The organism is Paenibacillus solisilvae, from assembly GCF_042656405.1.
Classification (GTDB): Bacteria; Bacillota; Bacilli; order Paenibacillales; family Paenibacillaceae; genus Paenibacillus_Z; species Paenibacillus_Z solisilvae.
This window is the reverse complement of record NZ_JBHSOW010000040.1, coordinates 116,522-140,875: the sequence shown is the minus strand read 5'-3', so window position 1 is coordinate 140,875 and position 24,354 is coordinate 116,522. Positions and strand designations below refer to the sequence as shown.

The window sequence follows — 24,354 nt, the reverse complement described above, 5'->3', positions numbered from 1 at the left end:
TTAACGCGGTGTCGTATTAAATTATTTGAACATAAACAAGGCTGTCGAGACTTTCTCGACAGCCTGACGGGACCTTTTGGGGTCCCGTTTTCTTATAAAAGTCACGGAAAGGTTACATTTCTCAGAGAAGGCCATCAGATAGAACATCTCCTCGTCATCCGGCAGTCCATGTTTAAATGTTCCTCGATTTCATCCTGCGAGCCCCAAGTAAATAATTTTGAAGCGTCTTGTAATAATCTGTTGGCTATTTTGTCATCAGTTTATTTCTGGCTCTAAATCAAACCAATATCCTCTCTATGGCTAAATCAACAATTTATTATGAAATTTTTAAATTACCATCGTTCTGAATGACCGTATGAATTCTCAGGTCCAATTGCAAATTAGGAAAGTATTCGGATCTCCAATTCTGTAATTGTTTCCGAGGAATTTTATTTCTAAAAAACTGTCCTAATCCCAAAATGTCAGCTTCCCTTGTTTGGGTTTTAATAAACATTCGTTTGAACCTCTTTGCCAGAAGCTCATCCAATTCCTTTTTAATGATCTGGGTTGTTGGATTTCCCCTCGTCTCCACAATAGAAACTTTCATCGTAATTTTAGTTTTCAGGTATGGCTTATCATTGATAAACTTACTTTTGTGACTCATTGAATTGCTTAGGATCAGAACACTCGCGCTTTTCATAACTTCTATTTTTCCTTGAGTGCTTTGCCCGTTGAATGCATTAAACAAAAGAGTCTCTTCTGGGCTGATTTGATCGACCATCTTCCCGTTTTTAATAATCGCCGAACCAAGATAATTGACTGTTCCGCTTTTCCCGGACTTATAAATAGGTATGGCTACATCTCGGGTATAAGAATTAATGCTTCGGTATACCTCCCATATGCGCGTCAAGGCCATTTGAGGATTCCATCCCGCATTTTTTTCGAAAGAATCATAAAGGGTCGTTCCTTTTGGTGCCATCGTCCTTTTCACATTTGCAAAAAAAGGATCTAGATCTTCATCGCATATTGCGACTATTGCTTTTGGAGATATATCTCTAGCCCTCATAAAGCTAGCGATACTGTCTTTTAGCCCTTGCTTTGCATATTCTTTTTGAATCAAAATGGCTTTCAAATGAAGTAAGTCTACACTGCTCTCCATTTTTTCGCTTATTTTATCCACGGCTTGGTTTATCGTTTCTCCCGACTCCGACACTATTCTTAAATTTATTCCGTTTTGAAGAGGCTCAGGAATTTGCAAAACGACCTCATATAAGTCGTTATGCATGGAAATACCCATCACGACGGGTAAAGAGCGGTGATTGATATCCCTATTGTCCCAGCAACCGCTTAACGTTACCGCCATACAGACAACAATCAACAACTGGATCGAGTGTTTAATCGTCTGCTTCATAGATGACCTTCCTTTTTGCACGAGCCGCAAAGTAATAAGTTGATAGCGGAACCGCAATTAAAATGTAGAATCTTAAATACGTATTCCACCAAAAGAGTTTTTCGACGACTTCCCAGCTAGGAATCATTAAACAAACGATAAAAACGAATAATGAAATGGAGATCAGTAAATAGACGGGTTTAAAGGATGGCATGCATCGATTTACGATTCTCATCGTTTTCCACAAGATAGTCGAGAGAAAGAGCATCGTAAACGTAATAAGGCTCAGTAAGAAAAACATCGTAATCCTGTCAAACATTAGCCAAGTTATATTGATGGCATCTAAAGTCACGATGAAAGGGAAGTGAAACGTTGAAGCTGTAGCCTGACCAAAAGTAAGAACGGGAATGTATACAGAGAAGATAAAAAAAGGTAAAAGGACAAAAGCAGCAATCAGAATTTTACTTTGCTTATAGAAAAAATAAGGTTGAACAAAACCAAGGAACAGAAACCCTCCCCCGAACGCAAAAAAACTTTTTAGGTAGGAATGGTTTGTAATAAACGAAAAATCATCAACTAACGGGAAGACGTACCTCCAATCGACATTTTGAAAGGAAGCGGAAAAGATTAATAAAATAAGAGGAAGACATAAAAGTCCAATCAAGACGCCCGTACGAAAAATGGCTTCTACGCCTTTTGATGCGATATAGGTCGTGATAATCAAAAATAAAACCATTATAGCCCAGAGCGGCGTTCCCGTTAAAAAGATGATTGTCATGATCTCTGCGTATGAGCGTACCATTATGATGTAAATCATAAGAAAATATACAAACATCGGTAACAGAAATAATAAGGCTGCTCCTTTGCCTACTCCTAAGTAAAGACTGATGATATCTTTTTTTCCCAAAAAACCTAGACCTTTCATATAAATGGATATAGCAAGTATATGTACAATAAAGCCAAGTACGATTGGAATCCAGTGACTTTCTTCCGTGCTGGAGATAATGTCACCTGGGTACAAGAAAAAGATGAGTCCAAGATGGGTTATAACGTACATCAGAGTCACTTGCCAACTTTTATCCATTCTTAACTTCATCCTTTTCGGTATGGAAGTAGACATATGGAATTCCGAAAGTAGTCAAACTCGCTATATAGGCGCATACCAATACCAAACCCTCTAAGATTCCCAACACTCCGTATATGGAAGCCAGAATGACAATGACATATTTCGAAACACGAAGCGAAAGTGTTGTTTGAAGCCCTATAATGGTTGAATTCGCAATTGTAGTGGCTGCCAGAATGATAATAAGAAGATTGCTTACTAACTTTGCCTGCACAACCGCTTGTCCAAGAATAATTCCACCTACCATCGTAATGGTGGGGCCGATGTTTTTGGGTAACCTTATGCTGGCCTCAATAATTAACTCAAGAATAACGAGCATCAACAGGATTTCGACAATGGCTGGATAAGGTACTCCTTCACGAGATTGTGCGATGGATAAGGCGAGCTCAATACGAAGAACTTCAGGATTTACGGATACAAGGGCTACATAAAGTCCTGGCAGGGTTAAGGTTACTAATGCGCCCATGATACGTAAAGCACGCAAAAATAACATTAATGGAAGAGGCAAATTTCGATCGCTATCTAGAACAAAAACATCCCAAAACTGAGCGGGAAGCACTAACGCAACTGGTAATCTGTCTAAAAATAAAATAGCTCTTCCCTTCCTTAAAAAGTTCGCAGCTTCTTGGGGAAGCTCCGTTTGGTTAAATTTAGATATCGTCACCCAAGAGTTAAATCCCATTAATCTAGATAACTTTTGCAAGTTGTTTATTTCTTTACTTTTGTTTTTTTCAATTTGAGTAATTATTTTATGTATCAATTCCATATTTACATAACCCTCATAATAAAGAAGAGAGAGCTCCGTCGTTTCATCGCTTCCCAAAAAGTAAGAATTTACCCGAATTTTATCGGAGTTTAGTTGTTTTCTAAGGATCCCAATATTAGAGTGTATATCTTCAGTGAACGAGCTTATAGAACCTAGAATAACATTTTCGTTAATAGGCGGTTCAATAGCGCGATCTAGAAGCTTCATAATGGGTTCCGCAACTACATAGGTTGGGTCATTCTCGAAATAAATAATGAGTTTCCCTTGAGTAATTGCCCTTATGGCTTCATTGCCGTTAATTTCTTTATCCTTTACTTCTCCAATAATCAACTTTAGTTCATCCAATGTTTGTTTTGTTGCAATGGCGGTATCGATATATTTTTGTAAGGTTAGTTTCGTTTTCGTTAAATCAATCAAAGTCCTAAAACCTAATAAAACAACCGGAGCTTCGAAGAGATAATCACGTTGAGCAAAAAAATCATTATCATTCGAAAATTTGTCCTTTAGCTCCTGCAATATTGCTTCCATATGTCCGAATTCCCTTCTTAAGAGAAAAATAGCTACTTATATTGTCTCTTAAGTGGAGAATATTATACACAGTGATGAAACTGTAGAAAGTCAAAAACATTATATTGACGTATAGTTGTTAATCACGAAGACGTTCGAGCGATTTACGGATTTAGTGGAGCCGTTTAGTATCGATGAGTAGTTCTTGGACGTGACAGTTTCAGCGGCTCTTTTCGGATCGACTGACGAAATTGCTCACCAAATTCAAACGTTCATTCTGCTGCAAACTGGCGTCTATTTGTCCCAGTTGTTAACCGATCCACATTGAAAGGAGGACATCTACAGCTCAAGCTTCGCAATAGCTTTTTCAGCATTCGGTACGGCATTCTCTGCAAGTAGTGGGATATTCATGCCTTCAGCTCTTACGGTTTGAACATTTTCAATTCCGATAAATCGTAAAATTTGACGTAAATAGGGTTCCACAAAATCCCACGACTTCCACGAACCTTCAGTGAATACACCGCCCGAAGCCACGACTAAAATAGCCTTTTTATCTTTTGCCAGTCCCAGAACACCTGTTTCTGTATAGGTGAAAGTCTTGCCAGGTCGGACAACAAGATCAATCCAGGCTTTGAGCAACGACGGAATACCGAAGTTCCACATCGGAGTTGCAATGACCAAAAGATCAGATGCCAGAAGTTCCTCGGTCAATTGATCCGACAGGCGGGCAGACTCTTTGTTGGCCTGTACTTCCTCTGGTCTTTTTGATGAAATGGCTTTTAAGGTGTTGTCATCTAGATGAGGAATCCAACCTTTTGTGAGGTCACGGTATACGAACTTGGCTTCTGGAAATTCCCCCCTAAGCCGCGTCGAAAGTTTTTGAGTTACCGCGCGACTGGCTGATACAGGCCCTCTTGGGCTCACTTCAATGATAAGAATCTGTTTCATGTGACACATCCTTTTATTATTTATGACTGACGAATGAGATTATTTAGAGGGCGCCATTAGTGCGTTCCAGGCCGCTAAAGAGTCCATATAGTCTCTCCAGTGTACGATCTTTCTGTTTTCAATCGTGATGACGGAGAGAAGCCTGTTGTCGTAAGGTACGCCTGTCGCGAGAATCTTACCGTGTACTTCGCATTCGAGGATCACGACACGGCTATCTTGAGCATGGTGCATGACAAGTTTATCAGCCGAGTGAAGCCTGATATTGTCACCATACCCGGAGTATTGAGTCATCAAATTGGCGCGACCTCGAATCGTCTGAGGCCAACCGGGAAAGTTATAGAGGAACTCGAAAAATGCGTCATCTGCGATGGTGTCGAAATAATGTTCGCCATCTACGAGGCCGCTTAGTCCTTTTTGGACTATTTCAAAATAGGGCTTAAGAGCTTCAAAAGCTGCATATTTGTTTCTTGGCATTGTCAACACACTCCTTTGTTGTGATGCTTACTAATACATAATAAAATATAAATTGGATGCTTGTATAAAACAAGAAGGCACATTAAAATTTGTAACTAACATGGAGGGTAGTCATGAAGAATATTAATGAAAACAATCACTTTAATCCGGCATTCGTCTGCGGACATAAAGATCCTGCGGCTGTACGAGAGCTTCTGACGAAAATCGGCGATAGGTGGAGTATCTTTCTGATTCTTTCCCTTGCTAAATTGCACCGAAACCGTGCTCGATTTTCCGAGTTAGAGAAGTCAATTCCCGGCATTTCCCAAAGAATGCTTACGCTGACTTTGCGAAATTTGGAGCGTGATGGATTGATTACAAGAGAACTGTTTCCCGAAGTTCCACCTCGTGTGGAATATGAACTCACAAATCTCGGAATGAGTTTGCTCCGCCCAATGGAAGGGCTAATAGATTGGGTCGCGATTAATTGGGAAGAGGTAAATAAAGCGCAATCTCGGTTCGATTCGAGATAATTCACTGTGCAGCACAAGCGCCACACCACAGATTATGGAAGTAATTCCGATCTTCCATGGGAGCGTGCGTCATTACATAAAGAAAGAGCCTGCAGGTTTCAGTCCGAAGGCTCTTTCTTTATGATCAGTGCAACTACTGCCCACAAATTGGCAGCCTTAGATGAAAAGGGGAGATCATTAATTTTCTTCGGAATATCAGGTGTTGAAGACTCGTTAAGTTTTTCAAGTAACGGGGGAACGATTGAGCTCAATAACCACACGACAGGCTGGCGCAAATATGATTTTTTTGAGAGCAAATAGCAATAGCTGTACCCAAATACATACCATTTGAGCGGTCGTGAGCATGGCTATAAGGAGGTCTTATGATTGTTTCTATAGCTTTATATTTCGCAACAAACCGATGCTTGAGTATCCAATACACCACCAATAAATTTCGCAACTTGTAGGTGTAATGGATCGGCAAGATAAGTTTCCATATCCCTCATCGATGCAAATTTTGTGATCAGAATGAGATCGTAAGAGAAGATGCATCATGACGAATTCAAGATGGCCTTAGGGAAAGCGTCCCTAAGGCCAATGATGATGATTGCTTAGAAAATGGATAGACTCACAATTTTATCGTCTACTATACTGAAATGATAGTTCAACAATAACGGATCGGGTAAACCGGTTTTGTCGTAAGTTCCATCCAACTTGCATGTTACCACAATCTTATCGCCATTTTCTTTTGCTTCTTTTGGCTCCAACGTTACGTTTGCCCCGAAATGGTATTGTTCACTCCATTTTTTGATCACATGTTTACCAATCCGCTTTTTTCCTTCATCCAACACAACTGCATCTTCTGAAAAACAATCTACAAATGCTGCAGGATCGGGCTTATTGGATGCGGCAATGTAGTTGTGGATCACAGATGGGATTTGTTGTAAGTCCATGTTGTTCCCTCCCTTTTTCAATGGTTAAACTGTGGGAATGGTTCCGCCATCAATGACGTATTCACTTCCTGTAATGGATGCTGCGCGGTCGGAAACCAAAAATGCGACCAGTTCAGCCACTTCTTCTGGGAATCCTGGCCGACCGATTGGTATGCCTCCGAGCGAATCCATCAGTTGCTCGAGCGCGCTTTCTCTGCTTCCTGTCTCAGTTGCGATCCGATCAATCAATGCATCCGCTGCCTCTGTCTGAATAAAACCAGGAGACAATGTATTTATCCGAATTCCCTGAGGTGAAAATTCATTAGATAACCCCTTGCTGTAATTAGCGAGAGCGGCTTTTGCGGAAGCATAAGCTAGTGTCGTTTCATAAAGAGGCAACCGTCTTTGGATCGAGGTGAAATGAAGAATAACGCCTGATTTATTTTCCAACATGAGTGGAATTAAGCCACGATCAAGCCGAACAGCGGCGAGCAGATTCCAATTTAATGCCTGAAACCAATCTTCATCGCTCAATACAAGAGCGCCTCCTGGAGGTGTGGTTGATCCACCTACGCAATGGACAATAATATCGATACCGCCAAGTTGTTCTTTCACTGCTGTGATCACTTGCTCTACACCTTCAGGTGAAGCAATATCTGCTTGAACAAACTTGACCGAATTCGGCAAGTCGGCAGATAGGGAACGGGCAGTTGTCAGGACAGTAGCTCCACTGTTGGCAAGTCTTTTCACAACAGCTTGTCCCATTCCTTTTGTTCCTCCGGTTACAAGCACCTTCTTGCCTTCAAATTCTGATGCAGAGAACTCAAATACTTTACTCATATCTATTCCTCCTAGTGATGGACACGTTCAGATTCAATTTTTAATCTAAAAGCGCTCTGTCCCTTTAACCTTGATGTGTTGTTCGAGAGGGGCTAGATCTAATATTACACTTGCCACTTCTATAACGTCCAATTTATTATAATAATAAAAACGATGAATAATATTAATATAAAGAGGGGGATATTTTAATGGAGCTTACACAGTTAGAATACTTTATGACCGTTGCACGGCTTGAACATATGACCTTGGCCTCCAAAACACTCGGTATTACCCAGCCAGCGTTAAGTCATGCGATTGCCAAGCTTGAAAACGAAATCGGAGCTCCCTTATTTGAGCGAAATGGACGAAATGTAAAGCTGAACCGAAATGGCTCCATGTTCTCTAAATGGATTGGCAGAGCATTGCAAAACATTGAAAATGGCATAAAGGAAATTGAAGAGTGGTCTAACCCGGATACAGGGGTGATTACTTTATCTTATCTGAACATCCTTGGTGTTGACTTGATCCCCAGTTTAATCCGAAGTTATCAGTTGGACTATCCCAAAGTCCGTTTTGAATTGACACAGGGGAATCTATGGGATATTGATGAACATCTGGAACAAGGTTTTTCGGATGTTATGATTACATCGAGGGAATCCACTTTAGACAATCATCAATGGGTAATTATTCAAAAGGTCCCTTTATATATTGTTGTGTCCTCCCAGCATCATTATGCCGATTGTTCCGCTCTAAATTTGGCAGAGCTGTCGGGCGAGCCATTCATTGGTTTAAAAAACAACTGCGGATTAAAGGCTACGATTATGTCCCGGTTCCAACATACCGGGTTTGTTCTTGATTCGGCGTATGAAGCCGAGGACCTGATTACTGTGGCCGGTTTCGTGAAGTCAGGTCTCGGTGTATCTGTACTGCCTAAGACTCTGGGGTTGATGTTGAATGAACTTGTTTGGATTCCGATTATTGACGAAGGTTGGTATTGGGAAATAGGATTGAAGTGGAGAGAAGATCGTCATATTTCTCCAGCAGCCAAACGGTTTATTGCATACGTTGAAAATTCAAATCCGGGAGACTAGAGATTGAAGTACCGGGAATGGAGTGAAGGTCACATTAAAATCAATGGAGGCCATGAGGCCTACCAAACCGACCTAACGCTACGTGGAAGCCAAGGAGCTGCCACTCCCTACCAATGGACTATCATTCATTTTGAAAGTCGGTGAAACCCCGGTCCCCATGCCTGGCATAAATGGATGGTTTACCAAAGATGAAGTGTTTGCTACTGGATTACCCTATTACTTACCAGCATTGAAACAATGGAACGATGAGCCATAGGATTTTGCGATATTGCTTAGTGAGAAACGCTGTTTGATTTTTGGGGTGCCGAACCTCAAGATATTCCCTTGCCCACAGGATTTGGAGACGTATACAGCAACGGATGTCAAGTATATAATCAGCGTGCCGGAGGTCTTACGGGTACAGAGATGGCTGCACAGCTCATCGCACAGGCGAAACGTAGTGTGGGAGAACGAACTGCTGTAGAAGAAGCAAAGGCATATTTAAAACGGCTCATTGAAGAATTTGAACGCGTTACCACCATGCTTGAAGAGATGGAGAAGGACATCGAAGCTCTGCTATCTGAGATTCCAATGGCGGCACAACTGCGTTCCATAAAGGGTCTCGAAAAGATCTTCACAGCGGCCATACTGGCTGGCACAGGAGATTTAAGACAGTATGCGCATGGCCGTCAGGTACTACGAAAAGCTGGCCTAAATTTGGCCGAAAGTACGTCTGGAAAACGAAAAGGACGAGTTATTCTTTCGAAACGAGGCTAATAAATCAACACCAGGCAAATTCATACCATGCTTTCACGTTTTACCCGTTGGGATCGGTCTGGGAATACCCAAAATAATCCTCAGCGACAGAATTAATGCGGTTCGATGTGTACATGGACATATTTGATCTGGTGTTTGTTCAGCAGTTCATGTTCCACGTTTTCTGAAATGGCATGGCTCTCATATACGCTCATTTCATGATTCACCTCAATAACCAAATCCACAAAGATTTCATTTCCGTGGACACGGCCTTTTATGTCCTTTACCCACTCAATCCCATCCAGACCGATTACTGTGTCCTTGATAGTTTCAAGCTGCTTTACATCAAATCCGTCGGTTAGCATGTGCGTGGCTTCCCGAAATATATCCCAAGCCGTTTTGCAAATAATAACTCCAACAATGATAGCAGTAAGCGCATCAAGCCAGGGAAGGCCCCATATGGTCCCTAATATACCGACGACCGTACCCAAACTAACGAGGGCATCTGACCGATTGTCGACTGCTACGGCTTTTAAAGCGCGGCTGCCGGTCCGCTCGGCTAAGCGACTGTTGTAACGGAAGACAAGAAACATGATGCCAGCACAACCCAATGCGACCCAAGCAGCAATAATATTTGGCGTTGAAATGTCACCTTTTAAGAATCCGGTAACGGAATTGATCAATACTTCTATCCCGACTCCAATCATGATAAAAGAAGCGACCATGGATGCGATCGTTTCTGCTCTCGAATGACCATATTTGTGGTCGTCGTCAGCCGGTTTTTTCGAGATTCGGAGTCCGATCAGTACGGCAAGTGAGGCAATGATATCCGTTGTATTGTTGAGTCCATCTGCCAATAACGCTTCAGAATTGGAAAAGTAGCCGATGGCCAGCTTTACAGCGGATAAAGCGATGTAAACCCCTATACTAAGCCAGGCGCCAAATTCTGCATTGTTTTTTCCTTTTTTGACCTTCACGTCGGTAACTCCTATCCTTTATAAGATATCGTCACATTATACAAAATCAAAATCATGTGGGTCTAGAGAAACAGTTTTGCTCTTTCCAAGAAGTCTTAACTTCTCACAATAAAGTTTGGCCAGCCTAATTAAGTTGGTAAAGGACAACAATCAATAAAAAGAAAAAAAAACGAGCAAAGTGAACGGTATCCGTTCTCTCTGCTCGTTCATGAGATAATAATTGAATAACGCCTCATGCAGCCACTACTGCCTATGCGGTGTTTTGACCCGGTATATGGGCTTTGATTGTTTGTTTGGGTAATATACAAATTTCGCCTTAGATGGTGCGGTTAATATGCCCAGCGATTAGAAAGGGATTATCAGAGTTGGAGGGAATCATCAAAAATACTTAAATGGGTCATTTTTTTAACTAACGAAGATAATAGTTCAACTCCGGAGGGGGCGTCACGCGGCGGTCCCTCCGGCCCGCTAACGGGAGATTTGCGTGGTAAATCGCCGATATCTACCTAGATGATCAAACCTATATACCACTTTGAGCGTTAGCTATAGAGAAGGAGTAATAACCCAGTGAAAAGGATGTGGAGGAGAAGTGTTCAATAAAATTGTAAGAACTTGTTTAATCATTATTGCCTTGACCAGTGTATTAGCTGCTTGTTCCGGGAAATCGAGTAACACCGAATCAACTTCTACTGGTACGAATAGTCCGCAATCTATAAAAATCGATATGAACGAATTCAGCTTTTCGGTAAAGCAACTAACAGTTAATCATGGAGATACCGTGCATTTCATACTAACGAATTCAGGCAAGTTTCCGCATGATATAAACAGTGAAGAATTGAAGATGGACGAAGATGTTGATCCCGGAAAGACAGCAGAATTTGACTGGACTGCCCCTCAGAAGACGGGCACCTATAAAGTGATTTGCGATAAACCTGGTCATATGGATAAGGGTATGTTCTTAAGTTTAATTGTAAAATAATAATTTTAAATCATGCATCGCCTCTTAAACAAATACAAGTCACAGCTATTCTTGTTTAGAAATCACCCAAGGTTTACACAGCGTAACCTTCTTTGATGGGGTAGAAAATTCTTTATATTGGGGTATTACCAGCGAAACTGACACTGCCCGCAAAGTAGATGGATATATATGCTAATTAAACTCTCAGAGTCTCATATTGCGAAAATATACGCCAAGCCTATGATTATGTCTACCGGCTTGGCGTTCTCCTTTAAACAATACCTAAGTTTTAGTCTGATCATTGAAATAGAAAAAGCAGCAGCTAACGTGAAAATAAAGTTTTAGATTGCAGCTTCCTTCTTTAACTATTTCACACCCGTTTTTTATACACCCACATTGCAAAGAAATAGGCTGCGAACAAAATCCCTAAGCACCAAGCAAGAGCGACCCATATGTCATTGCCCACCGGCTGACCTGACAGCAGCGCACGGATGGCTTCCACGATCGAGGTTACCGGCTGGTTTTCGGCAAAGGCGCGAACGACCGACGGCATCGACTCGGTCGGCACAAACGCCGAGCTGATAAACGGGAGGAAGATAATCGGGTAGGAAAAGGCGCTTGCGCCATCCACCGTTTTTGCGGTCAGTCCGGCAATCGCCGCGACCCAGGTTAATGCCAGCGTAAACAGTGCGAGTATGCCGGCTACTGCAAGCCATGACAGTATCCCCGCCGGCGAACGAAAGCCCATAATCAATGCTACGAGAATGATGACGAGAACCGATATGGCGTTGGATACCAGCGAGGTCAGCACATGCCCCCACAGTAAGGTGGAACGTGAAATCGGCATGGTGTGGAACCGCTCGAATATGCCTCGCTGCTTATCCAAAAACAGGCGGTAAGCCGTATAGGATATACCGCTTGCAATCGCAATCAGCAGGATACCGGGCAGCAGGTAGTTCACATAGTTATCCGTACCGGTTTGGATGGCGCCGCCAAACACATAGACGAACAGCAGCATCATCGCAATCGGAGTGATGCAGACCGTGACGATGGTGTCCATACTGCGGGAAATATGGCGCATGGAACGTCCAAGCATAACGCTTAGATCACTGAAGAAGTGTTTCTTTGCCGCCTCCATTACTTCGCCTCCTTTTTGCCGACGATTGCGAGGAATATCTCTTCCAATGTCGGCTGTTTTTCAACATACTCCACCTTTGCGGATGGGAACAGCTTTTTTAGATCCGAGAGCGTGCCGCTGGCGATAATCCTGCCCTCGTGCAGAATGGCAATTCGGTCGGCAAGCTGCTCAGCCTCCTCCAAATACTGCGTGGTTAGGAGTACCGTCGTGCCGCTGCCTGCAAGCTCCTTGACAATCTTCCAAACCTCGATGCGCGCCTCGGGGTCAAGCCCAGTGGTCGGCTCGTCGAGGAAAATGATCTGCGGTTTTCCCACAAGGCTCAAGGCGATGTCGAGCCTGCGGCGCATACCACCCGAATAAGTAGACGCCCTGCGGTCGGCGGCGTCTGTCAAGCCGAAGCGTTTAAGCAAGTCGTCCGCAGCCTGACGCGGATTTTTGAGGTATCGCAGCTTGGCAATCATGATCAGATTTTCCCGTCCGGTCAACATTTCGTCCACGGCGGCAAACTGCCCGGTCAGACTGATCGCCTGCCGCACATTCTCTGGTTTTGACGCAACATCGAATCCGTTTACGGCGGCGGTTCCGCTGTCTTGTTTGAGCAGCGTGGTGAGGATTTTGACAACCGTTGTCTTGCCCGCCCCGTTGGAGCCGAGGAGAGCGAAAATACTGCCCTTTTCCACCTCGAAATCTACGCCCTTTAGGACTTGATGCTGCTTGTAGGACTTTTGCAGACCTTTTACTTGAATGGACTTGGTTTGCACGGGTTGCATTTGATGACCTCCCTTAAATGACTGTAACCTTGGACAAAGCGGCCCCCATGCCTTTAAGCGCAGCATAGGTCAGCTTATCCATCGTCGCGCCGTCAAAGCAGATGGTTTTGATACCACGGTAATACTTATTGGTCAAGGAAAAAAACGCCTGAAAAGACACATTCTTGAGTGTAGCGCCCCTAAACGAAACATCGTTCACTGCCGACTTGTCAAACTTGACGCCAATAAAGGTTTGCCCGTCAAGACGCAGACCGCTCAGGTCGGAATCTTTGAAGATCACGCCGTCAAAGATACAACCTTCAAAGATTGTTTTTCTAAGGTCGATCTTGGTTAGCGTGACGTCGGTCAGTTTTACGCCTGTGAATTTTGCTCCGTCCAGCCCCGATATGCTGAAGTTGGTGCGTACAAGGATCGATTTATTGAAGCTCGCATTGGAAAGGTCATTGGCGGATAGGCTGCAGTCGGTCAGATTCGAGCCGTCAAAATTGGCTTCACGTACGTCGCTGCTCTTAAATGAGCTTCCGGTCAAGTCTGCGCCCGCAAAGTCGGAACCGCGTAACGCGCTGGCATTAAATTGTCCCTTATGAGCAATAACGCCCGCAAAGTCGCTCTGCGTCAGGTTACTCGCGCCAAAGTTTGTCACCACCTGCCGCTCCAGCGAACGGGAGAGGTTGGCGACCTCCAGTACCGTTTGCTCAATGTCGCCGATGCTGTCGATGGTCATCTCAAAAGCGGCTTCATCATCCTTGCCTTCGGCTTTGAGTTCACGGAACCGCTCCTGCAAATCGGAGAGCAGATCAACCTTTAATTCGGTGACGCTTTTTACCCCATCGTACGGTGCGAAAACGCCGTTCAAATAGTTGGTCAATTTCTGATTCATAACATCCATCTCCTTATAATAAGTTTTCAAGCACGCGCTTTGAGTACTCCCAGTTGCTTTTGTTGCGGGCGTAAGCACCCTTGCCCTTCTCGGTTATCCTAAAATACTTGCGTCGTCCGCCCTGAGATTCATCGCCCCAATACCACTCAATATCGCCGTCTGTCTCAAGACGTCTGACGCTGGAGTACATCGTAGCTTCCTTTAATTCATATTCGCCGCCCGAGCGCTCGGCAATCAGCTTGACAATTTCGTATCCGTAGCGGTCAGCTTCGGACAAGAGCCGTAAAATCATGGTATCCGTATGTCCGCGAAGCAGGTCGGATGTGATTTTGTTCTCGCTCATATCATCACCTCCATATTCACATGATACGATATACTACTATGAGTGTCAAGGTAATATTTTAAGTTAAGTACCTTGTTTGAAAAGTAAGATATATCTTCATAACGGTATTAAACGGATTCATTCTTTTTTTCGTGCTTAATTACTTATGTAAACCGCAGCCTGTCAATAAAGCCGCGCGATTCTTATTGACAGGGAAAAAATGTAAGAGCATAATATGACTAACGAGTCATGTGACTCATCGGTCATATTTTTTGGTTCTTATTGTGTTCTGTTGATCATTGAAGGGGTGAAGGGATGCCGAAAGAAACCTTTATAAACTTGAGTCTAGAAAAACAAGAAAAAGTGATGAGAGCAGCCATTCACGAATTTTTAACCCATGGTTACGAGAGCGGGAATATTGGTGAAATCGCCAAAAATGCCGGCGTCGCTAAAGGAAGCATGTATCAATATTTTGAGAATAAAAAGGAACTTTTCTTGTATTCGGTACACTGGACAATGGAGCTATTCATGAAGATAGACAGCAACTCCATGCTGTTTCAAACAAAAGACATCAATTTTTTTGATGTCCTGAACATGACTTTGGACCAGGGATGGATTCAACTGAAAGAGGAGAAAGAAGCCGCTTTATTCATGCAAGAAGTGATGCTCGGTACATTCAATCCTGTTGCCGCAGAATCCAGGAAAGCGATGCTCAAGACTTCAGAAGATTTTCTTCTAAAGTTGATTAAAGACGGCCAGAAAAACGGTTATTTTCGAACGGACATCGATGACGAAATGCTTCTTATGTTTCTGTTAGGCGCATCGATGCGTTTTAAAGAAAAGTTCCTCAATCAGGCACGACTCAGTGAAACTGCGTTTTCGGACGAATATCTTGAGGTTTACAGAAAAAAGCTGAAATCGATTTTCGAATTGATATTGAACGGAATGGGAGTGAAGTGAAATGTTTGTGCATTTGGATAATGTAAAGAAGAGCTATGAAACCGGCGAAGTGAGCACGACCGTGTTAAAAGGGGTCGGAATGGAACTTGATAAGGGAGAGGTCGGGGTTATTCTCGGTCCGTCAGGGTCGGGCAAATCGACTTTGCTTAATATACTTGGAGGGATTGACCGCGCAAATTCCGGCAAAGTGACTGTAGGCGGGATCGATGTAACCGGACTCGATGATAATCAACTGGTGGAATATAGAAGAGAACATGTTGGCTTTATTTTTCAATTTTACAATCTGATCCCTAACTTAACGGTGGGGGAAAACGTGGAAATCGTTTCGAATATTAGCAAGTCGCCTTTAGAGATAGATAAAGTACTGAAGGCGGTAGGAATGCTGGATAAGAAATCCAGATTTCCAAGAGAATTGAGCGGCGGCGAACAGCAAAGGGTATCCATTGCAAGAGCGGTCGTCAAAAACCCGAACCTGCTTTTGTGCGATGAGCCTACGGGAGCGCTGGACTTCAATACGTCGAGGGATATTCTAAAGCTGCTGCAGCAAATCAATAAGGATTATGGCACGACGATTCTGATGATTACCCACAATACGGCGATTAGTGCGATGGCGAATCGGGTCTATAAAGTAAGAAGCGGGGAAGTTATTGAGAAAAACGTTAACGAGACCGTTGTTCCCGCGGAGAGGATTGAATGGTAATGGTCATTAACAAAAAGGTGAGAAGGACGATGCTGGAAAGCAAGGCCCAATATTTCGGTTCGTTGGTGCTCATTGCGATCAGCTGCATGCTGTACACATTGTTTAATCAGCTTGGCGCCATTACAAGCGACGGCGCTTCCGCTTTCGAGAAGGATTATGTACAGGAAGACGCAAGCTTTATAACCGACAAGAAGCTGAACAATATTCCGGAGCTCGAATCGCAGTTCGGCATGATCATTGAAGAGGGCGAATCATTTGACTACGCCGTTACCAAGGAAAAGACGCTGAGAGTATTCGCCGAAACGACCAAGGTCAACAAGTATGCGGTTATCAAAGGACGGACGTTATCTGGCAGCGATATGCTGCTCGACCCCGCTTACGCCAAGGCCAATGATATTAAGATCGGCGATACGGTTAGTGTTCGCGATCACCAATTTACCGTGTCAGGATTTATGTCGCTTCCGAACTATATTTATCCGTTGAAGAAAGAAACCGATGTACTGAACGCTCCCGGCAGCTTCGGGATTGCGGTAATCGGCAGAGACGATTATGCCAGCTTTAACACGGACAGCAGCTTTTACAGCGTGAAGGTTGCCGGCGACCGGAACAATGTGGACGGCAAGCTGGCTGAATTGAAGGATTCCTTGAAAAACGAAAATGTCGTCATTCTGAAATGGATCGGCATCGAAGAGAATCCGAGGGTTACCTTGGTCACCAGCAAGTTGGAAAACATGAAATCCGTTGGGGCCGCTATGCCGGTCGCGATCTGCTGCTTACATGCATTTTAGCGGCAGTAGTCATGCGCAGAATGCTCAAGAGGGAAGGCGTCATTATCGGGACCCTATATGCGCAAGGCTACAGAAAATCGGAAATCATGAAGCATTATCTCAGGTATCCGTTAATAATCGCAATCATAGGCGGTGTAGTCGGAACGGCGCTGGGGGCGGCTGCATTAAGTCCGATGCTTGATTTCATGATCGGCTATTTTAATATTCCGATCGACTCCGTAAGCTTCAACGCGACGCATATCGCGGTCAGTCTGTTATTGCCGATTGTTTTGCTGCTGGCAAGCGTTTATCTAGTTATTCGCAAGTCTTTGACCCATTCTCCGATCGAGCTCATGAGAGGGGGAGGGGAGAAGCGCAAGGTCGGCTTTGTGGAAAAAAGACTGAAGCTGAACAAATTTAAATTCGCTACGAAATTTAAACTCCGGGAGCAACTGAGAAGCATACCGAGAAGCATCTTTCTCCTGCTTGGGGTTATGCTTGCCACGATGCTTCTGCTTCTGGGATTCACCTTGAAGAGTTCTATGGATTTCTTGCTGAAGGACACTTATGAAGAGGCATTCAAATATCAGCATGAATATGTATTCAACTCGCTGCAGCAAGGAGATGCGATGGGCGGAGGAGAAGCGTTCTCGTTCGCGCCCTTTACGCAAAATGCGGTCGATAAGCAAAGCTTCTCGGTCTACGGAGTAAGTCCGGGTTCCCAATCGCTTTCGTTCAAAAACGCAGACGGCGACCCCTTGGCTTTCGACAAGGTCATCGTCACCAAACCGCTGGCGGACCGGCTGAACATTAAGCCTCATGAAACGATCGAGATGATGGGCAAGCTGGATTCAAGAACGTACACCGTTACGGTTGATGAGATAGCAGACAGTTATATCGGCGAATATGTATATATGCCTCTTGCTGCGTTTAATGAAATGGTCGGGTATCCGTCGGATAGCTACCTGGGAATATGGAGCAAGGATGCGCTGAATGTGCCTGAAGAAGCGCTGCTGAGCTCATCGACCGCCGATGAGCTTCAAGAGGCGTTCGCCTCTTTGACACAGCCGATGCAGGCGATGCTAGGTGCCATATCCTTAATGTCCTTCATCATCGGACTTATCGTGATCTACATCGTAACTTCCCTGATCATCGAAGAAAATAAGGAAAACATCTCTTTGATGAAGGTGTTGGGCTACAGGAAAAAAGAAGTATATTCCCTTATTTTGAACAGCTCCACTATTATCGTCGTGCTGGGCTTTATCCTTGGCGTGCCGCTGCTGCTATCCTCCTTGAAGGCGATGTATCGATCCATAGCTGAGACTACGAGCTTTATTATGCCGGTGAAGGTAAATTACGTATACGTGGCTGTAGGATTTGTGATTATTTACCTGATTTTCGAGTTGTCCAAAGCTTTGAGCAAAAAGAAAATCCTTCGGATTTCCATGGTCGAAGCCTTAAAATCGAGGGCGGAATAGCATGAGGAAAGGCACCGGTTATATACTGATGTCCTGATGAGGGCTTAAGCTAACTGGCATTATAACGTAATAAGGACTAGGCATGAGTTCATGATAATATGGAAGTATTGAATTTGATTGAAGCGGTGGTGGAAACAATCAGAACCCCTGAACTTTATGAATTAGAGTACCTTTTTGAGTGTGACGCAAAATTTGTTGATGAAGGAGTACCTTGGCAATATACGACTGTTTCCTTCCATATAACTCGAAATAATCTAAGGGTTGAATTTGATTTTGAGGAAGCAAGTCGATGCGGACAGATAAAATTGTACCTTGGGGAAGATGAAATAAGCAATTTCTTCTTGGAGAACATTCAAAACCTTTTTATTAAACAGTTAAAAGATTTCGAAAGCTTGATTTTAGTGTTTGACAATGAGAATTTTGTTGTTCCATTGGAATTACAAACCAAACCTGTAATCAAGATTACATGGGGTACATCATTGGAATTACACAGGTAATATTTAAGCTAACGGCACATGATAGTGGAATTGCGGCTACTCAACCAGCCGTTTTTACATTGCACCGCTCTTCGTTAGTTAACGGCGGTTCTGATTCATCCAATTGATCAATTGAGGAGGAATCTTATGTCTTGGCCACCGATAAGGGCGTTTTTGAATATGCCGAAGCACCTTACTGGAAAGGGCATTAACATTGCTGTAATAGATAGTCGTTTCCCACACCACCCGGATATTGTAACAAACGAACGTCGTAATACTTATACCGTAAACACTTCTGATTCAAATGCTGAACCCCAGATCATGAAACAAGACGAAGGACCTTGGAGCAAAGGCCTACACGGATTGTGGACTGCCGCAGCTGCCGCCGGTTCAGGTGAACTTTCTAGTGGCCATTATTGCGGATCGGCTCCAGAGGCGAATCTCTTCCTTCTTCAAACGGGTTCGTTTTATACAGCTGATGATATAGACACAAAAATTGGTAGAGCTCTAAGTTGGCTGAAACTTAACTGGGGTAAATATGAAATTCGTGGCGTTGTATTAACTGTGGTTTCAGCCCGTGATACTGGACTCCTACCTTGGCAAGCGGATCCGATTCGCGTGCTCTGTGAAGAATTAGCAGAGGATGGTCTTTTAATTGTTTCTTCCGTAGGTAACACGAAGGAGTTGACTTGCGATGGACCTGCTTCTTCTCCCTCAGTCCTTTCAGTCGGAGGTGTTATCGTTCCTGAGAATGGGGATATTCAAGACGCAAACCCATACCATTGCTGTAGCGGCATCACATTTGAGGGAAAATGGGTCCCGGAGATACTTGCTCCGGCTGAAAACATTGTATTACCAATGCCATTTGTGTCGGAAGCAGAACGTATGAATCATTTTACTGCACCATACGACGAACTCCCATATGGTTACGCCAGGACCGAAGGAACCTCTTTTTCAGGACCAATCATTTTAGGTGCTGCCGCTTGTATCTGGCAGGCTCATCCGGAATGGACTGCTTCCCAGGTGAGGGTGACAATGTTGGAAAGTTGCTATACCAACCCACTATGGGACTCGTTACATTCTGGATTAATCAACGTTGCTGCTGCTATGGATTTTGAATTTTCTCATCAAAAACAATCCAAACCCTTATCTACATTCGATCATTTTCAGATCTTGAAACAAAAAAAGGTGACCGAGCAACTTGCAGTACTTGGGGACGATAAGGAAGGCTTAGGATATGAAGCTGTGTTATCTTCAAATATCGAGGCGGATGCAGCAGAAATTGTTAACCAACTCCGTACGTTTACTTGGCACATTGCTTATCAAGTGCGTGCTGCTTCAATACTTCGTTTGTCAACAATCCCGGATATATCGTTAATCACCGAACTGCATTCCTTGCTGAAAGATGAGAGCAAATATGTTAGAATGGCAGCTCTTCATGTACTTAATAATTTGCCAAACAATTGGGAAGAGTTCACTGATGAACTAATCAGATTATTCACAGACGCGGATCCTAATATCAGGTACTGTACAATGAAACTGGCAACACAAAACAAAAACATCCGGTTTGTGAATCCATTGATATTAGGCTTAATGAATGATGCTTTAGATCAAAGTGTCTCGACATTTGGAGCGGCTTGCGAAGCACTGGAGGCAATCACGGGTCTAAGTTTCCCGCCAACCCCGGAATGGAAAGAAGGACAATGCTGGTACTCCGACCGAAGTACTGAAGCTAGACTTAGTATTGTGCATCAGTGGCTCAAATGGGAGGACAGAGATTTGGCGATCGTAAATTAACCCCTCACTGAACTGACGGGGAACGCTAGTGCAATACAATATGGAATTTGCTGATGTGTGCAGGGCTGCTGCCTATACTGGGATGACGCTGCCGATTATGAATTGGAGCTCCGGTACGATGATTGAGCTGGCATCAGTCGGACTAATGCTCGGTGCTTACAGACGTAAAGATATGCTCGGGTATAACAGATTATCCTTTACTGCTTATTAAAGTAACTAGGAACGATAGTACGAATGGCAGCGGCGAACCAGTCCTTTGGCTTTTCAGTACATAATGAATAGCAAATTATCCGAAGTCAACTACGCAAAAAAAGCTCTCCGAGATACGGGAGCTTGACTTTGGATAATTTTCTTGGACGAAAACGCGGTGGGTTAGCACTATGGGGAAATAAAGATTTTCATTCTGCTCTTGGAAACTAACTTATTCAAACCGAAGATGTTACAGCGTAAAAATAAGAGCTCATGTAAATCAAAAATGCTTGATTAGACACAGTTTCCCCCTCCCCAATAAAGAGGCATTTGAAAAACATTATGCAATTACCTGTTCTGGCGAAGCTCTACCGAGATGGCCAATACCGCAGCAAGGACAGATGGTGAAATCTTTACCCGTCAGCTTTTTTAAAAAATCAAGGGTGGTCAACTTTGGTTTTGGCGGATCATTCAATTTAGTATTCGTAAGCTTTTTACAAAGTTTGAGCTTCGTTGCTTTATTTCTGGGACTTAACAAACCATAATGTCGTATTCTCGTCAATCCAGTAGGCAGCACATGAATCAGAAAACGGCGAGTAAATTCATCTGCTGTTACGCTCATCTCTTTCTGTTTATTGCTATCCTTATAGTCACGCCACTTGAAGGTAACCAAACCATCTTCAAGCTTTACGATACGGTTATTCGAAATCGCAACACGATGCGTATACCTTCCGAGATATTCAACAACACAGCCAGCGTTTTTGAAGGGAGGCTTGCAGTAGACCACCCATTCTTTTTGATAAAGCAATGATAGGAGGTCATGAAACCTGCAGGGATTTTTCAAATCAGAAATGGTGCCATAAAACACAAGCTTGGCCTGTTTAAGGTAATATAAAAACTTACCCCTAAATTTTCTTGATAAAACCTTAACCGGTATGAAGAACTTTTTTCTTGCGCTCACCCACTTGCCGGAAGAATTAAGGCCTCCACCTGGCACAATACAATGAATATGAGGATGGTGCATCAGGTTTTGTCCCCAAGTATGGAGGATCGAGGTAAAACCAATTTGCGCTCCTAAATACTTAGTGTCAGCGGAAAGCTCAGATAAGGTTTCGGCAACGGCCTTAAATAAAATATTATAAACAATCCTTGGATTTTGATAAGCAATCGGATTTAACAGATCAGGAATGGTAAAAACAACATGAAAATAACCGACATTCAGTAAGTCGTCTTTCCTGGCTTCAATCCAGCGTTCCTTATTTAGCGTTTGGCATTTAGGACAATGGCGATTCCGACAGGAATTATAAGAAATGCGCGTAAAACTGCATTCGTCGCACTCATCCACATGTCCGCCTAAAGCAGAAGTTCTGCAGACTTGAACCGCTCGGATGACTTTCCGTTGATTGGGCAAAAGGCGATGGTTGAGTTGAAAAGCTGCCCCATGCTGAGCAAAAATATCTTGTAATTCAGCCATGTGAAGAAACCTCTGAACTACAGTACGCGGGTAAGTTGTCAAGAGGGCTTTTAAGGCCTGATGTGACATTAGCAAGGTGCAAATAGATTGTCGTGGACTGGATACTGGCATGTCCAAGCAATTTCTTAATCTGTAATAGCGTGGCACCATCTTCAATCAAATGTGTTGCAAAGGAGTGACGCAGCGTATGAATGGACACTTTTTTTGTAATATTGGTTCTTTTTACTGCTTCATTAAAAGCAGACATTATGCCTCTGGAGGTAATATGGGATGCGCTGTACGTTCCAAGAAAAAGCCAGCCTTCGGAATGATCCGGGCGATATGCCTTCTAATATTCACGTAAAACATAAAGGCAAGCTTCCGACAGCAGGGTATAGCGATCCTTGCCTCCTTTACCATACTCTATAAATATGCGCATCGTTTTCGAATCAATATGCTGGATTTTGAGTGTCGCGGCTTCACTTACACGTAGACCTGAGCTGTAGATAACCATCAGTATGGCCTTATGTTTGATATTTTCGCAACTCTCTATAATGGAGAACACTTCTTCTCTTGTTAACACTTCTGGAAGAGTCTTACGCTTTTTCTGACGTGGAATCTGAAGATAGTTCAACGTACGATTCAACGTTACGGCAAAGAGAAAACGAATGGCTGCACTGTACGAATTCACAGTTCCAGGCGAAGCTTTTTTCTCATTAATCAAATACCATAAGAAATTGCGTATATCGTCTGTATTTAACTGATTCACTGGGCGGTTGCTGTACTCAAGAAAAATTCGTGCATGTAGGGTATAGCTCTCCAGTGTATTTTGCGACAACCCTCGAAACTGAATGTCTTCCTTCATTCGTAGTAATACTTGTTCTTTGTTGTCCATTCTGATTTCTCCTTAAAATTTAATAGCAGCAGAAGAACTGCATAGTAAATGTTAGGGTACAAACAGATACACAGAAAGCAGTATTAATTACCATCAAAATGGAGGGTTTAGTGGTTTTACCACCGCGGTAGCGGTTTTGTCCAAGATAAGTTATGTACTGAAAAACCCCTGGAAATGATTGTTTTTCGATAACATAACTTTTTAATAGAGCGAATGAGTGAGTATATGTGAGATAAACACTTAAAACCGAGGGACGGGACACGAGTTCAATGAACGAAGGGCTACCGCATGGTGGCCCTTCGTTCATTTAAAGGGAGTATTCTTAAAAATCTTCGAAGCGGTATAGTCCATTTTTGGTATGAATCGATTGTGGCGAGATAAATGATCTTTCGCAAAGCATCGTCTGATGGATAAGCCATTTTTAGTTTTAGTTACTTTACGGAGCTGACGATTGCAGCGATGATTCTCTTTGATCTTTTTTTGGTGTAAATCTATTAGTTATGTATGGAATTAACCAACGATCCAATCCGATTTTTGCCGCATTAAAGCCAGCGACAAGAATGAGAACTTCAACCAAAACCATCTGTGGGTTCGTGCTGATAGATCCGGAGAACATGTAAGAGAAATTCATAACAGCCCCCATCAAAGCAGCAAGTGTAGTAAAAGTACCAAAAATAAGTCCCAACCCAACGAATAGTTCACCCCAAGGGATAAGAATATTGAATAAGTCATTATTAGGAATTGCGAAGCCTTTTAGAAAACCAGCCCACCAGGATTGAACAGCTGGATTTTCACCGGTTGCTTTACTAAGTGCCCCCTTTAGAAAACCCGTGGCATCAAAATTTCCTTGCGTGGTTTTCCCCCACCCGGCATCTAACCACTTCCAACCAACATATAACCGGAGAACGGTTAGAACATAGGAAGCATAGACATTTTCCTTCAAAAATTTCAAAAACATTCATTCACACCCTTTCGAGAATAATAATCATTTTCATTTGATATCATAATTAGTTCGGTTCATTCCATTATTTTTGGGGGGCTCTAAACTCTCCTATACTAGATAACGTTGCAAGAGCAAAATCGGTTTGATCTAAGAAGAAAAAGGGAGGAGATGTCATAGGAACGAAGTCGTGTGCCTTGCAGCTCAGCTGTAAAGTGACTTCTCCAATATTAAGATCACCTAGTTCACCGGCCAACATCCTTAGGCTCTCTTAGATTGTTCGATATGACGCACCTTTCTGTCACTTGTCGGCAGACAGCATGATATCCTCAAAAGAATTCCGATTTATAAAATTCTAGTGTGCGAAGTTTAATTAAACAAAACGCCAAAATAAACTTG

The 24,354-nt window shown here is 43.2% G+C and carries 27 protein-coding genes and 2 pseudogenes; 13 read left to right on the top strand and 16 right to left on the bottom strand.

Annotated elements, in window-relative coordinates; all coding sequences use genetic code 11:
* Positions 1–316 precede the first annotated feature (316 nt).
* The 3 genes from ACFPYJ_RS11550 to ACFPYJ_RS11540 are packed head-to-tail and all read right to left on the bottom strand — an operon-like array spanning position 317 to position 3,786.
* Positions 317–1,390, bottom strand: coding sequence for a Ger(x)C family spore germination protein (locus tag ACFPYJ_RS11550; protein WP_379188280.1), 1,074 nt, complete (start codon positions 1,388–1,390; stop codon positions 317–319).
* The gene (locus ACFPYJ_RS11545; RefSeq protein ID WP_379188279.1) at positions 1,374–2,453 is read right to left on the bottom strand and encodes a GerAB/ArcD/ProY family transporter; all 1,080 of its coding nucleotides are present in this window, start codon (positions 2,451–2,453) and stop codon (positions 1,374–1,376) included. Before ACFPYJ_RS11545 ends, ACFPYJ_RS11550 begins: the two co-directional genes overlap by 17 nt.
* Entirely contained in the window at positions 2,446–3,786 is a 1,341-nt protein-coding gene (locus tag ACFPYJ_RS11540) for a spore germination protein (RefSeq protein WP_379188278.1), read from the bottom strand. Before ACFPYJ_RS11540 ends, ACFPYJ_RS11545 begins: the two co-directional genes overlap by 8 nt.
* 136 nt (positions 3,787–3,922) lie before the next feature.
* On the opposite strand from ACFPYJ_RS11540, the pseudogene ACFPYJ_RS11535 reads away from it, so the two are divergent.
* Positions 3,923–4,063, top strand: a pseudogene (locus ACFPYJ_RS11535) (Y-family DNA polymerase); the annotation flags it as partial.
* A 41-nt stretch (positions 4,064–4,104) separates the two neighbouring features.
* Here the strand turns inward: ACFPYJ_RS11535 and ACFPYJ_RS11530 are convergent.
* On the bottom strand, positions 4,105–4,713 hold the full coding sequence (locus tag ACFPYJ_RS11530; protein WP_379188276.1) for an FMN-dependent NADH-azoreductase: 609 nt from the start codon (positions 4,711–4,713) through the stop codon (positions 4,105–4,107).
* A 39-nt stretch (positions 4,714–4,752) separates the two neighbouring features.
* Positions 4,753–5,187: a nuclear transport factor 2 family protein gene (locus tag ACFPYJ_RS11525; RefSeq protein ID WP_379188274.1), complete on the bottom strand. Its 435-nt coding sequence runs from the start codon at positions 5,185–5,187 to the stop codon at positions 4,753–4,755.
* A gap of 113 nt (positions 5,188–5,300) precedes the next feature.
* On the opposite strand from ACFPYJ_RS11525, the gene ACFPYJ_RS11520 reads away from it, so the two are divergent.
* Together ACFPYJ_RS11520 and ACFPYJ_RS11515 are read left to right on the top strand one after the other, a co-directional pair.
* Positions 5,301–5,699, top strand: a complete 399-nt coding sequence (locus ACFPYJ_RS11520) for a winged helix-turn-helix transcriptional regulator (RefSeq protein WP_379188273.1) — start codon at positions 5,301–5,303, stop codon at positions 5,697–5,699.
* Between the two features lie 6 nt (positions 5,700–5,705).
* Positions 5,706–5,999, top strand: coding sequence for a hypothetical protein (locus ACFPYJ_RS11515; protein WP_379188272.1), 294 nt, complete (start codon positions 5,706–5,708; stop codon positions 5,997–5,999).
* 80 nt (positions 6,000–6,079) lie between these two features.
* Here the strand turns inward: ACFPYJ_RS11515 and ACFPYJ_RS11510 are convergent, their stop codons facing one another.
* From ACFPYJ_RS11510 to ACFPYJ_RS11500, 3 genes are all read right to left on the bottom strand, one after another.
* Positions 6,080–6,208 carry an antibiotic biosynthesis monooxygenase family protein gene (locus tag ACFPYJ_RS11510; RefSeq protein ID WP_379188285.1) on the bottom strand — a complete coding sequence of 43 codons (129 nt, stop codon included), beginning with the start codon at positions 6,206–6,208 and terminating at the stop codon, positions 6,080–6,082.
* 81 nt (positions 6,209–6,289) lie between these two features.
* Positions 6,290–6,631, bottom strand: a complete 342-nt coding sequence (locus tag ACFPYJ_RS11505) for a nuclear transport factor 2 family protein (protein WP_379188270.1) — start codon at positions 6,629–6,631, stop codon at positions 6,290–6,292.
* Positions 6,632–6,655: 24 nt separating this feature from the next.
* Positions 6,656–7,450, bottom strand: coding sequence for an SDR family oxidoreductase (locus tag ACFPYJ_RS11500; RefSeq protein ID WP_379188269.1), 795 nt, complete (start codon positions 7,448–7,450; stop codon positions 6,656–6,658).
* A 188-nt stretch (positions 7,451–7,638) separates the two neighbouring features.
* Between ACFPYJ_RS11500 and ACFPYJ_RS11495 the strand changes: the two genes are divergently transcribed.
* Both ACFPYJ_RS11495 and ACFPYJ_RS11490 read left to right on the top strand, forming a co-directional pair.
* Complete coding sequence (locus ACFPYJ_RS11495) at positions 7,639–8,520, top strand: LysR family transcriptional regulator (RefSeq protein WP_379188267.1); 882 nt, start codon at positions 7,639–7,641, stop codon at positions 8,518–8,520.
* A 405-nt stretch (positions 8,521–8,925) separates the two neighbouring features.
* Positions 8,926–9,276, top strand: a complete 351-nt coding sequence (locus ACFPYJ_RS11490; RefSeq protein WP_379188266.1) for a transposase — start codon at positions 8,926–8,928, stop codon at positions 9,274–9,276.
* Between the two features lie 92 nt (positions 9,277–9,368).
* Here the strand turns inward: ACFPYJ_RS11490 and ACFPYJ_RS11485 are convergent, their stop codons facing one another.
* Entirely contained in the window at positions 9,369–10,232 is an 864-nt protein-coding gene (locus ACFPYJ_RS11485) for a cation diffusion facilitator family transporter (RefSeq protein ID WP_379188264.1), read from the bottom strand.
* Between the two features lie 589 nt (positions 10,233–10,821).
* Here ACFPYJ_RS11485 and ACFPYJ_RS11480 point away from each other — a divergent pair.
* Positions 10,822–11,211: a cupredoxin domain-containing protein gene (locus ACFPYJ_RS11480; RefSeq protein WP_379188262.1), complete on the top strand. Its 390-nt coding sequence runs from the start codon at positions 10,822–10,824 to the stop codon at positions 11,209–11,211.
* Positions 11,212–11,560: 349 nt separating this feature from the next.
* Here ACFPYJ_RS11480 and ACFPYJ_RS11475 read toward each other — a convergent pair whose 3' ends face one another.
* Genes ACFPYJ_RS11475 through ACFPYJ_RS11460 form a run of 4 tightly spaced genes read right to left on the bottom strand, consistent with a single transcriptional unit; the run spans position 11,561 to position 14,321 of the window.
* Positions 11,561–12,328 (bottom strand): ABC transporter permease, encoded by a 768-nt coding sequence (locus ACFPYJ_RS11475; RefSeq protein WP_379188261.1) that lies wholly within the window; start codon positions 12,326–12,328, stop codon positions 11,561–11,563.
* Entirely contained in the window at positions 12,328–13,098 is a 771-nt protein-coding gene (locus tag ACFPYJ_RS11470; RefSeq protein ID WP_379188260.1) for an ABC transporter ATP-binding protein, read from the bottom strand. Before ACFPYJ_RS11470 ends, ACFPYJ_RS11475 begins: the two co-directional genes overlap by 1 nt.
* Positions 13,099–13,111: 13 nt before the next feature.
* Positions 13,112–13,978 (bottom strand): pentapeptide repeat-containing protein, encoded by an 867-nt coding sequence (locus ACFPYJ_RS11465; protein ID WP_379188259.1) that lies wholly within the window; start codon positions 13,976–13,978, stop codon positions 13,112–13,114.
* Positions 13,979–13,991: 13 nt separating this feature from the next.
* Positions 13,992–14,321, bottom strand: coding sequence for a PadR family transcriptional regulator (locus tag ACFPYJ_RS11460; RefSeq protein WP_057307752.1), 330 nt, complete (start codon positions 14,319–14,321; stop codon positions 13,992–13,994).
* A gap of 294 nt (positions 14,322–14,615) precedes the next feature.
* On the opposite strand from ACFPYJ_RS11460, the gene ACFPYJ_RS11455 reads away from it, so the two are divergent.
* From ACFPYJ_RS11455 to ACFPYJ_RS11425, 7 genes are all read left to right on the top strand, one after another.
* A complete protein-coding gene (locus tag ACFPYJ_RS11455; RefSeq protein ID WP_379188258.1) occupies positions 14,616–15,260 on the top strand; it encodes a TetR/AcrR family transcriptional regulator in 645 nt (214 codons plus the stop codon).
* Between the two features lies 1 nt (position 15,261).
* Positions 15,262–15,960 (top strand): ABC transporter ATP-binding protein, encoded by a 699-nt coding sequence (locus ACFPYJ_RS11450; RefSeq protein WP_379188257.1) that lies wholly within the window; start codon positions 15,262–15,264, stop codon positions 15,958–15,960.
* Complete coding sequence (locus tag ACFPYJ_RS11445; protein WP_379188256.1) at positions 15,954–16,748, top strand: hypothetical protein; 795 nt, start codon at positions 15,954–15,956, stop codon at positions 16,746–16,748. The genes ACFPYJ_RS11450 and ACFPYJ_RS11445 overlap by 7 nt, the downstream gene beginning before the upstream one ends.
* A gap of 11 nt (positions 16,749–16,759) precedes the next feature.
* Positions 16,760–18,205 (top strand): ABC transporter permease, encoded by a 1,446-nt coding sequence (locus ACFPYJ_RS11440; protein ID WP_379188255.1) that lies wholly within the window; start codon positions 16,760–16,762, stop codon positions 18,203–18,205.
* A 98-nt stretch (positions 18,206–18,303) separates the two neighbouring features.
* Entirely contained in the window at positions 18,304–18,702 is a 399-nt protein-coding gene (locus ACFPYJ_RS11435; RefSeq protein ID WP_379188254.1) for a hypothetical protein, read from the top strand.
* A gap of 126 nt (positions 18,703–18,828) precedes the next feature.
* Positions 18,829–20,478 (top strand): S8 family serine peptidase, encoded by a 1,650-nt coding sequence (locus ACFPYJ_RS11430; RefSeq protein WP_379188253.1) that lies wholly within the window; start codon positions 18,829–18,831, stop codon positions 20,476–20,478.
* A gap of 28 nt (positions 20,479–20,506) precedes the next feature.
* On the top strand, positions 20,507–20,689 hold the full coding sequence (locus ACFPYJ_RS11425) for a hypothetical protein (RefSeq protein WP_379188252.1): 183 nt from the start codon (positions 20,507–20,509) through the stop codon (positions 20,687–20,689).
* 318 nt (positions 20,690–21,007) lie between these two features.
* Here ACFPYJ_RS11425 and ACFPYJ_RS11420 read toward each other — a convergent pair whose 3' ends face one another.
* The 3 genes and pseudogenes from ACFPYJ_RS11420 to ACFPYJ_RS11410 all read right to left on the bottom strand — a co-directional run bounded on the left by ACFPYJ_RS11420 (position 21,008) and on the right by ACFPYJ_RS11410 (position 23,973).
* Positions 21,008–22,141: an IS91 family transposase gene (locus ACFPYJ_RS11420; protein ID WP_379188251.1), complete on the bottom strand. Its 1,134-nt coding sequence runs from the start codon at positions 22,139–22,141 to the stop codon at positions 21,008–21,010.
* Positions 22,134–22,985, bottom strand: a pseudogene (locus tag ACFPYJ_RS11415) (tyrosine-type recombinase/integrase). The gene ACFPYJ_RS11420 and the pseudogene ACFPYJ_RS11415 overlap by 8 nt, the downstream one beginning before the upstream one ends.
* 466 nt (positions 22,986–23,451) lie before the next feature.
* Positions 23,452–23,973, bottom strand: coding sequence for a DoxX family protein (locus tag ACFPYJ_RS11410; RefSeq protein WP_379188250.1), 522 nt, complete (start codon positions 23,971–23,973; stop codon positions 23,452–23,454).
* Positions 23,974–24,354 lie beyond the last annotated feature (381 nt).

Coding starts and splice junctions, on each gene's coding strand:
- ACFPYJ_RS11495 (WP_379188267.1), top strand. CDS start 7,639: ATGGAGCTTACACAGTTAGAATACTTTATGACCGTTGCACGGCTTGAA.
- ACFPYJ_RS11525 (WP_379188274.1), bottom strand. CDS start 5,187: ATGCCAAGAAACAAATATGCAGCTTTTGAAGCTCTTAAGCCCTATTTT.
- ACFPYJ_RS11435 (WP_379188254.1), top strand. CDS start 18,304: ATGGAAGTATTGAATTTGATTGAAGCGGTGGTGGAAACAATCAGAACC.
- ACFPYJ_RS11530 (WP_379188276.1), bottom strand. CDS start 4,713: ATGAAACAGATTCTTATCATTGAAGTGAGCCCAAGAGGGCCTGTATCA.
- ACFPYJ_RS11455 (WP_379188258.1), top strand. CDS start 14,616: ATGCCGAAAGAAACCTTTATAAACTTGAGTCTAGAAAAACAAGAAAAA.
- ACFPYJ_RS11420 (WP_379188251.1), bottom strand. CDS start 22,141: ATGGCTGAATTACAAGATATTTTTGCTCAGCATGGGGCAGCTTTTCAA.
- ACFPYJ_RS11520 (WP_379188273.1), top strand. CDS start 5,301: ATGAAGAATATTAATGAAAACAATCACTTTAATCCGGCATTCGTCTGC.
- ACFPYJ_RS11440 (WP_379188255.1), top strand. CDS start 16,760: ATGCGCAGAATGCTCAAGAGGGAAGGCGTCATTATCGGGACCCTATAT.
- ACFPYJ_RS11465 (WP_379188259.1), bottom strand. CDS start 13,978: ATGAATCAGAAATTGACCAACTATTTGAACGGCGTTTTCGCACCGTAC.
- ACFPYJ_RS11430 (WP_379188253.1), top strand. CDS start 18,829: ATGTCTTGGCCACCGATAAGGGCGTTTTTGAATATGCCGAAGCACCTT.
- ACFPYJ_RS11545 (WP_379188279.1), bottom strand. CDS start 2,453: ATGGATAAAAGTTGGCAAGTGACTCTGATGTACGTTATAACCCATCTT.
- ACFPYJ_RS11445 (WP_379188256.1), top strand. CDS start 15,954: ATGGTAATGGTCATTAACAAAAAGGTGAGAAGGACGATGCTGGAAAGC.
- ACFPYJ_RS11450 (WP_379188257.1), top strand. CDS start 15,262: ATGTTTGTGCATTTGGATAATGTAAAGAAGAGCTATGAAACCGGCGAA.
- ACFPYJ_RS11500 (WP_379188269.1), bottom strand. CDS start 7,450: ATGAGTAAAGTATTTGAGTTCTCTGCATCAGAATTTGAAGGCAAGAAG.
- ACFPYJ_RS11540 (WP_379188278.1), bottom strand. CDS start 3,786: ATGGAAGCAATATTGCAGGAGCTAAAGGACAAATTTTCGAATGATAAT.
- ACFPYJ_RS11460 (WP_057307752.1), bottom strand. CDS start 14,321: ATGAGCGAGAACAAAATCACATCCGACCTGCTTCGCGGACATACGGAT.
- ACFPYJ_RS11490 (WP_379188266.1), top strand. CDS start 8,926: ATGGCTGCACAGCTCATCGCACAGGCGAAACGTAGTGTGGGAGAACGA.
- ACFPYJ_RS11550 (WP_379188280.1), bottom strand. CDS start 1,390: ATGAAGCAGACGATTAAACACTCGATCCAGTTGTTGATTGTTGTCTGT.
- ACFPYJ_RS11410 (WP_379188250.1), bottom strand. CDS start 23,973: ATGTTTTTGAAATTTTTGAAGGAAAATGTCTATGCTTCCTATGTTCTA.
- ACFPYJ_RS11470 (WP_379188260.1), bottom strand. CDS start 13,098: ATGCAACCCGTGCAAACCAAGTCCATTCAAGTAAAAGGTCTGCAAAAG.
- ACFPYJ_RS11475 (WP_379188261.1), bottom strand. CDS start 12,328: ATGGAGGCGGCAAAGAAACACTTCTTCAGTGATCTAAGCGTTATGCTT.
- ACFPYJ_RS11505 (WP_379188270.1), bottom strand. CDS start 6,631: ATGGACTTACAACAAATCCCATCTGTGATCCACAACTACATTGCCGCA.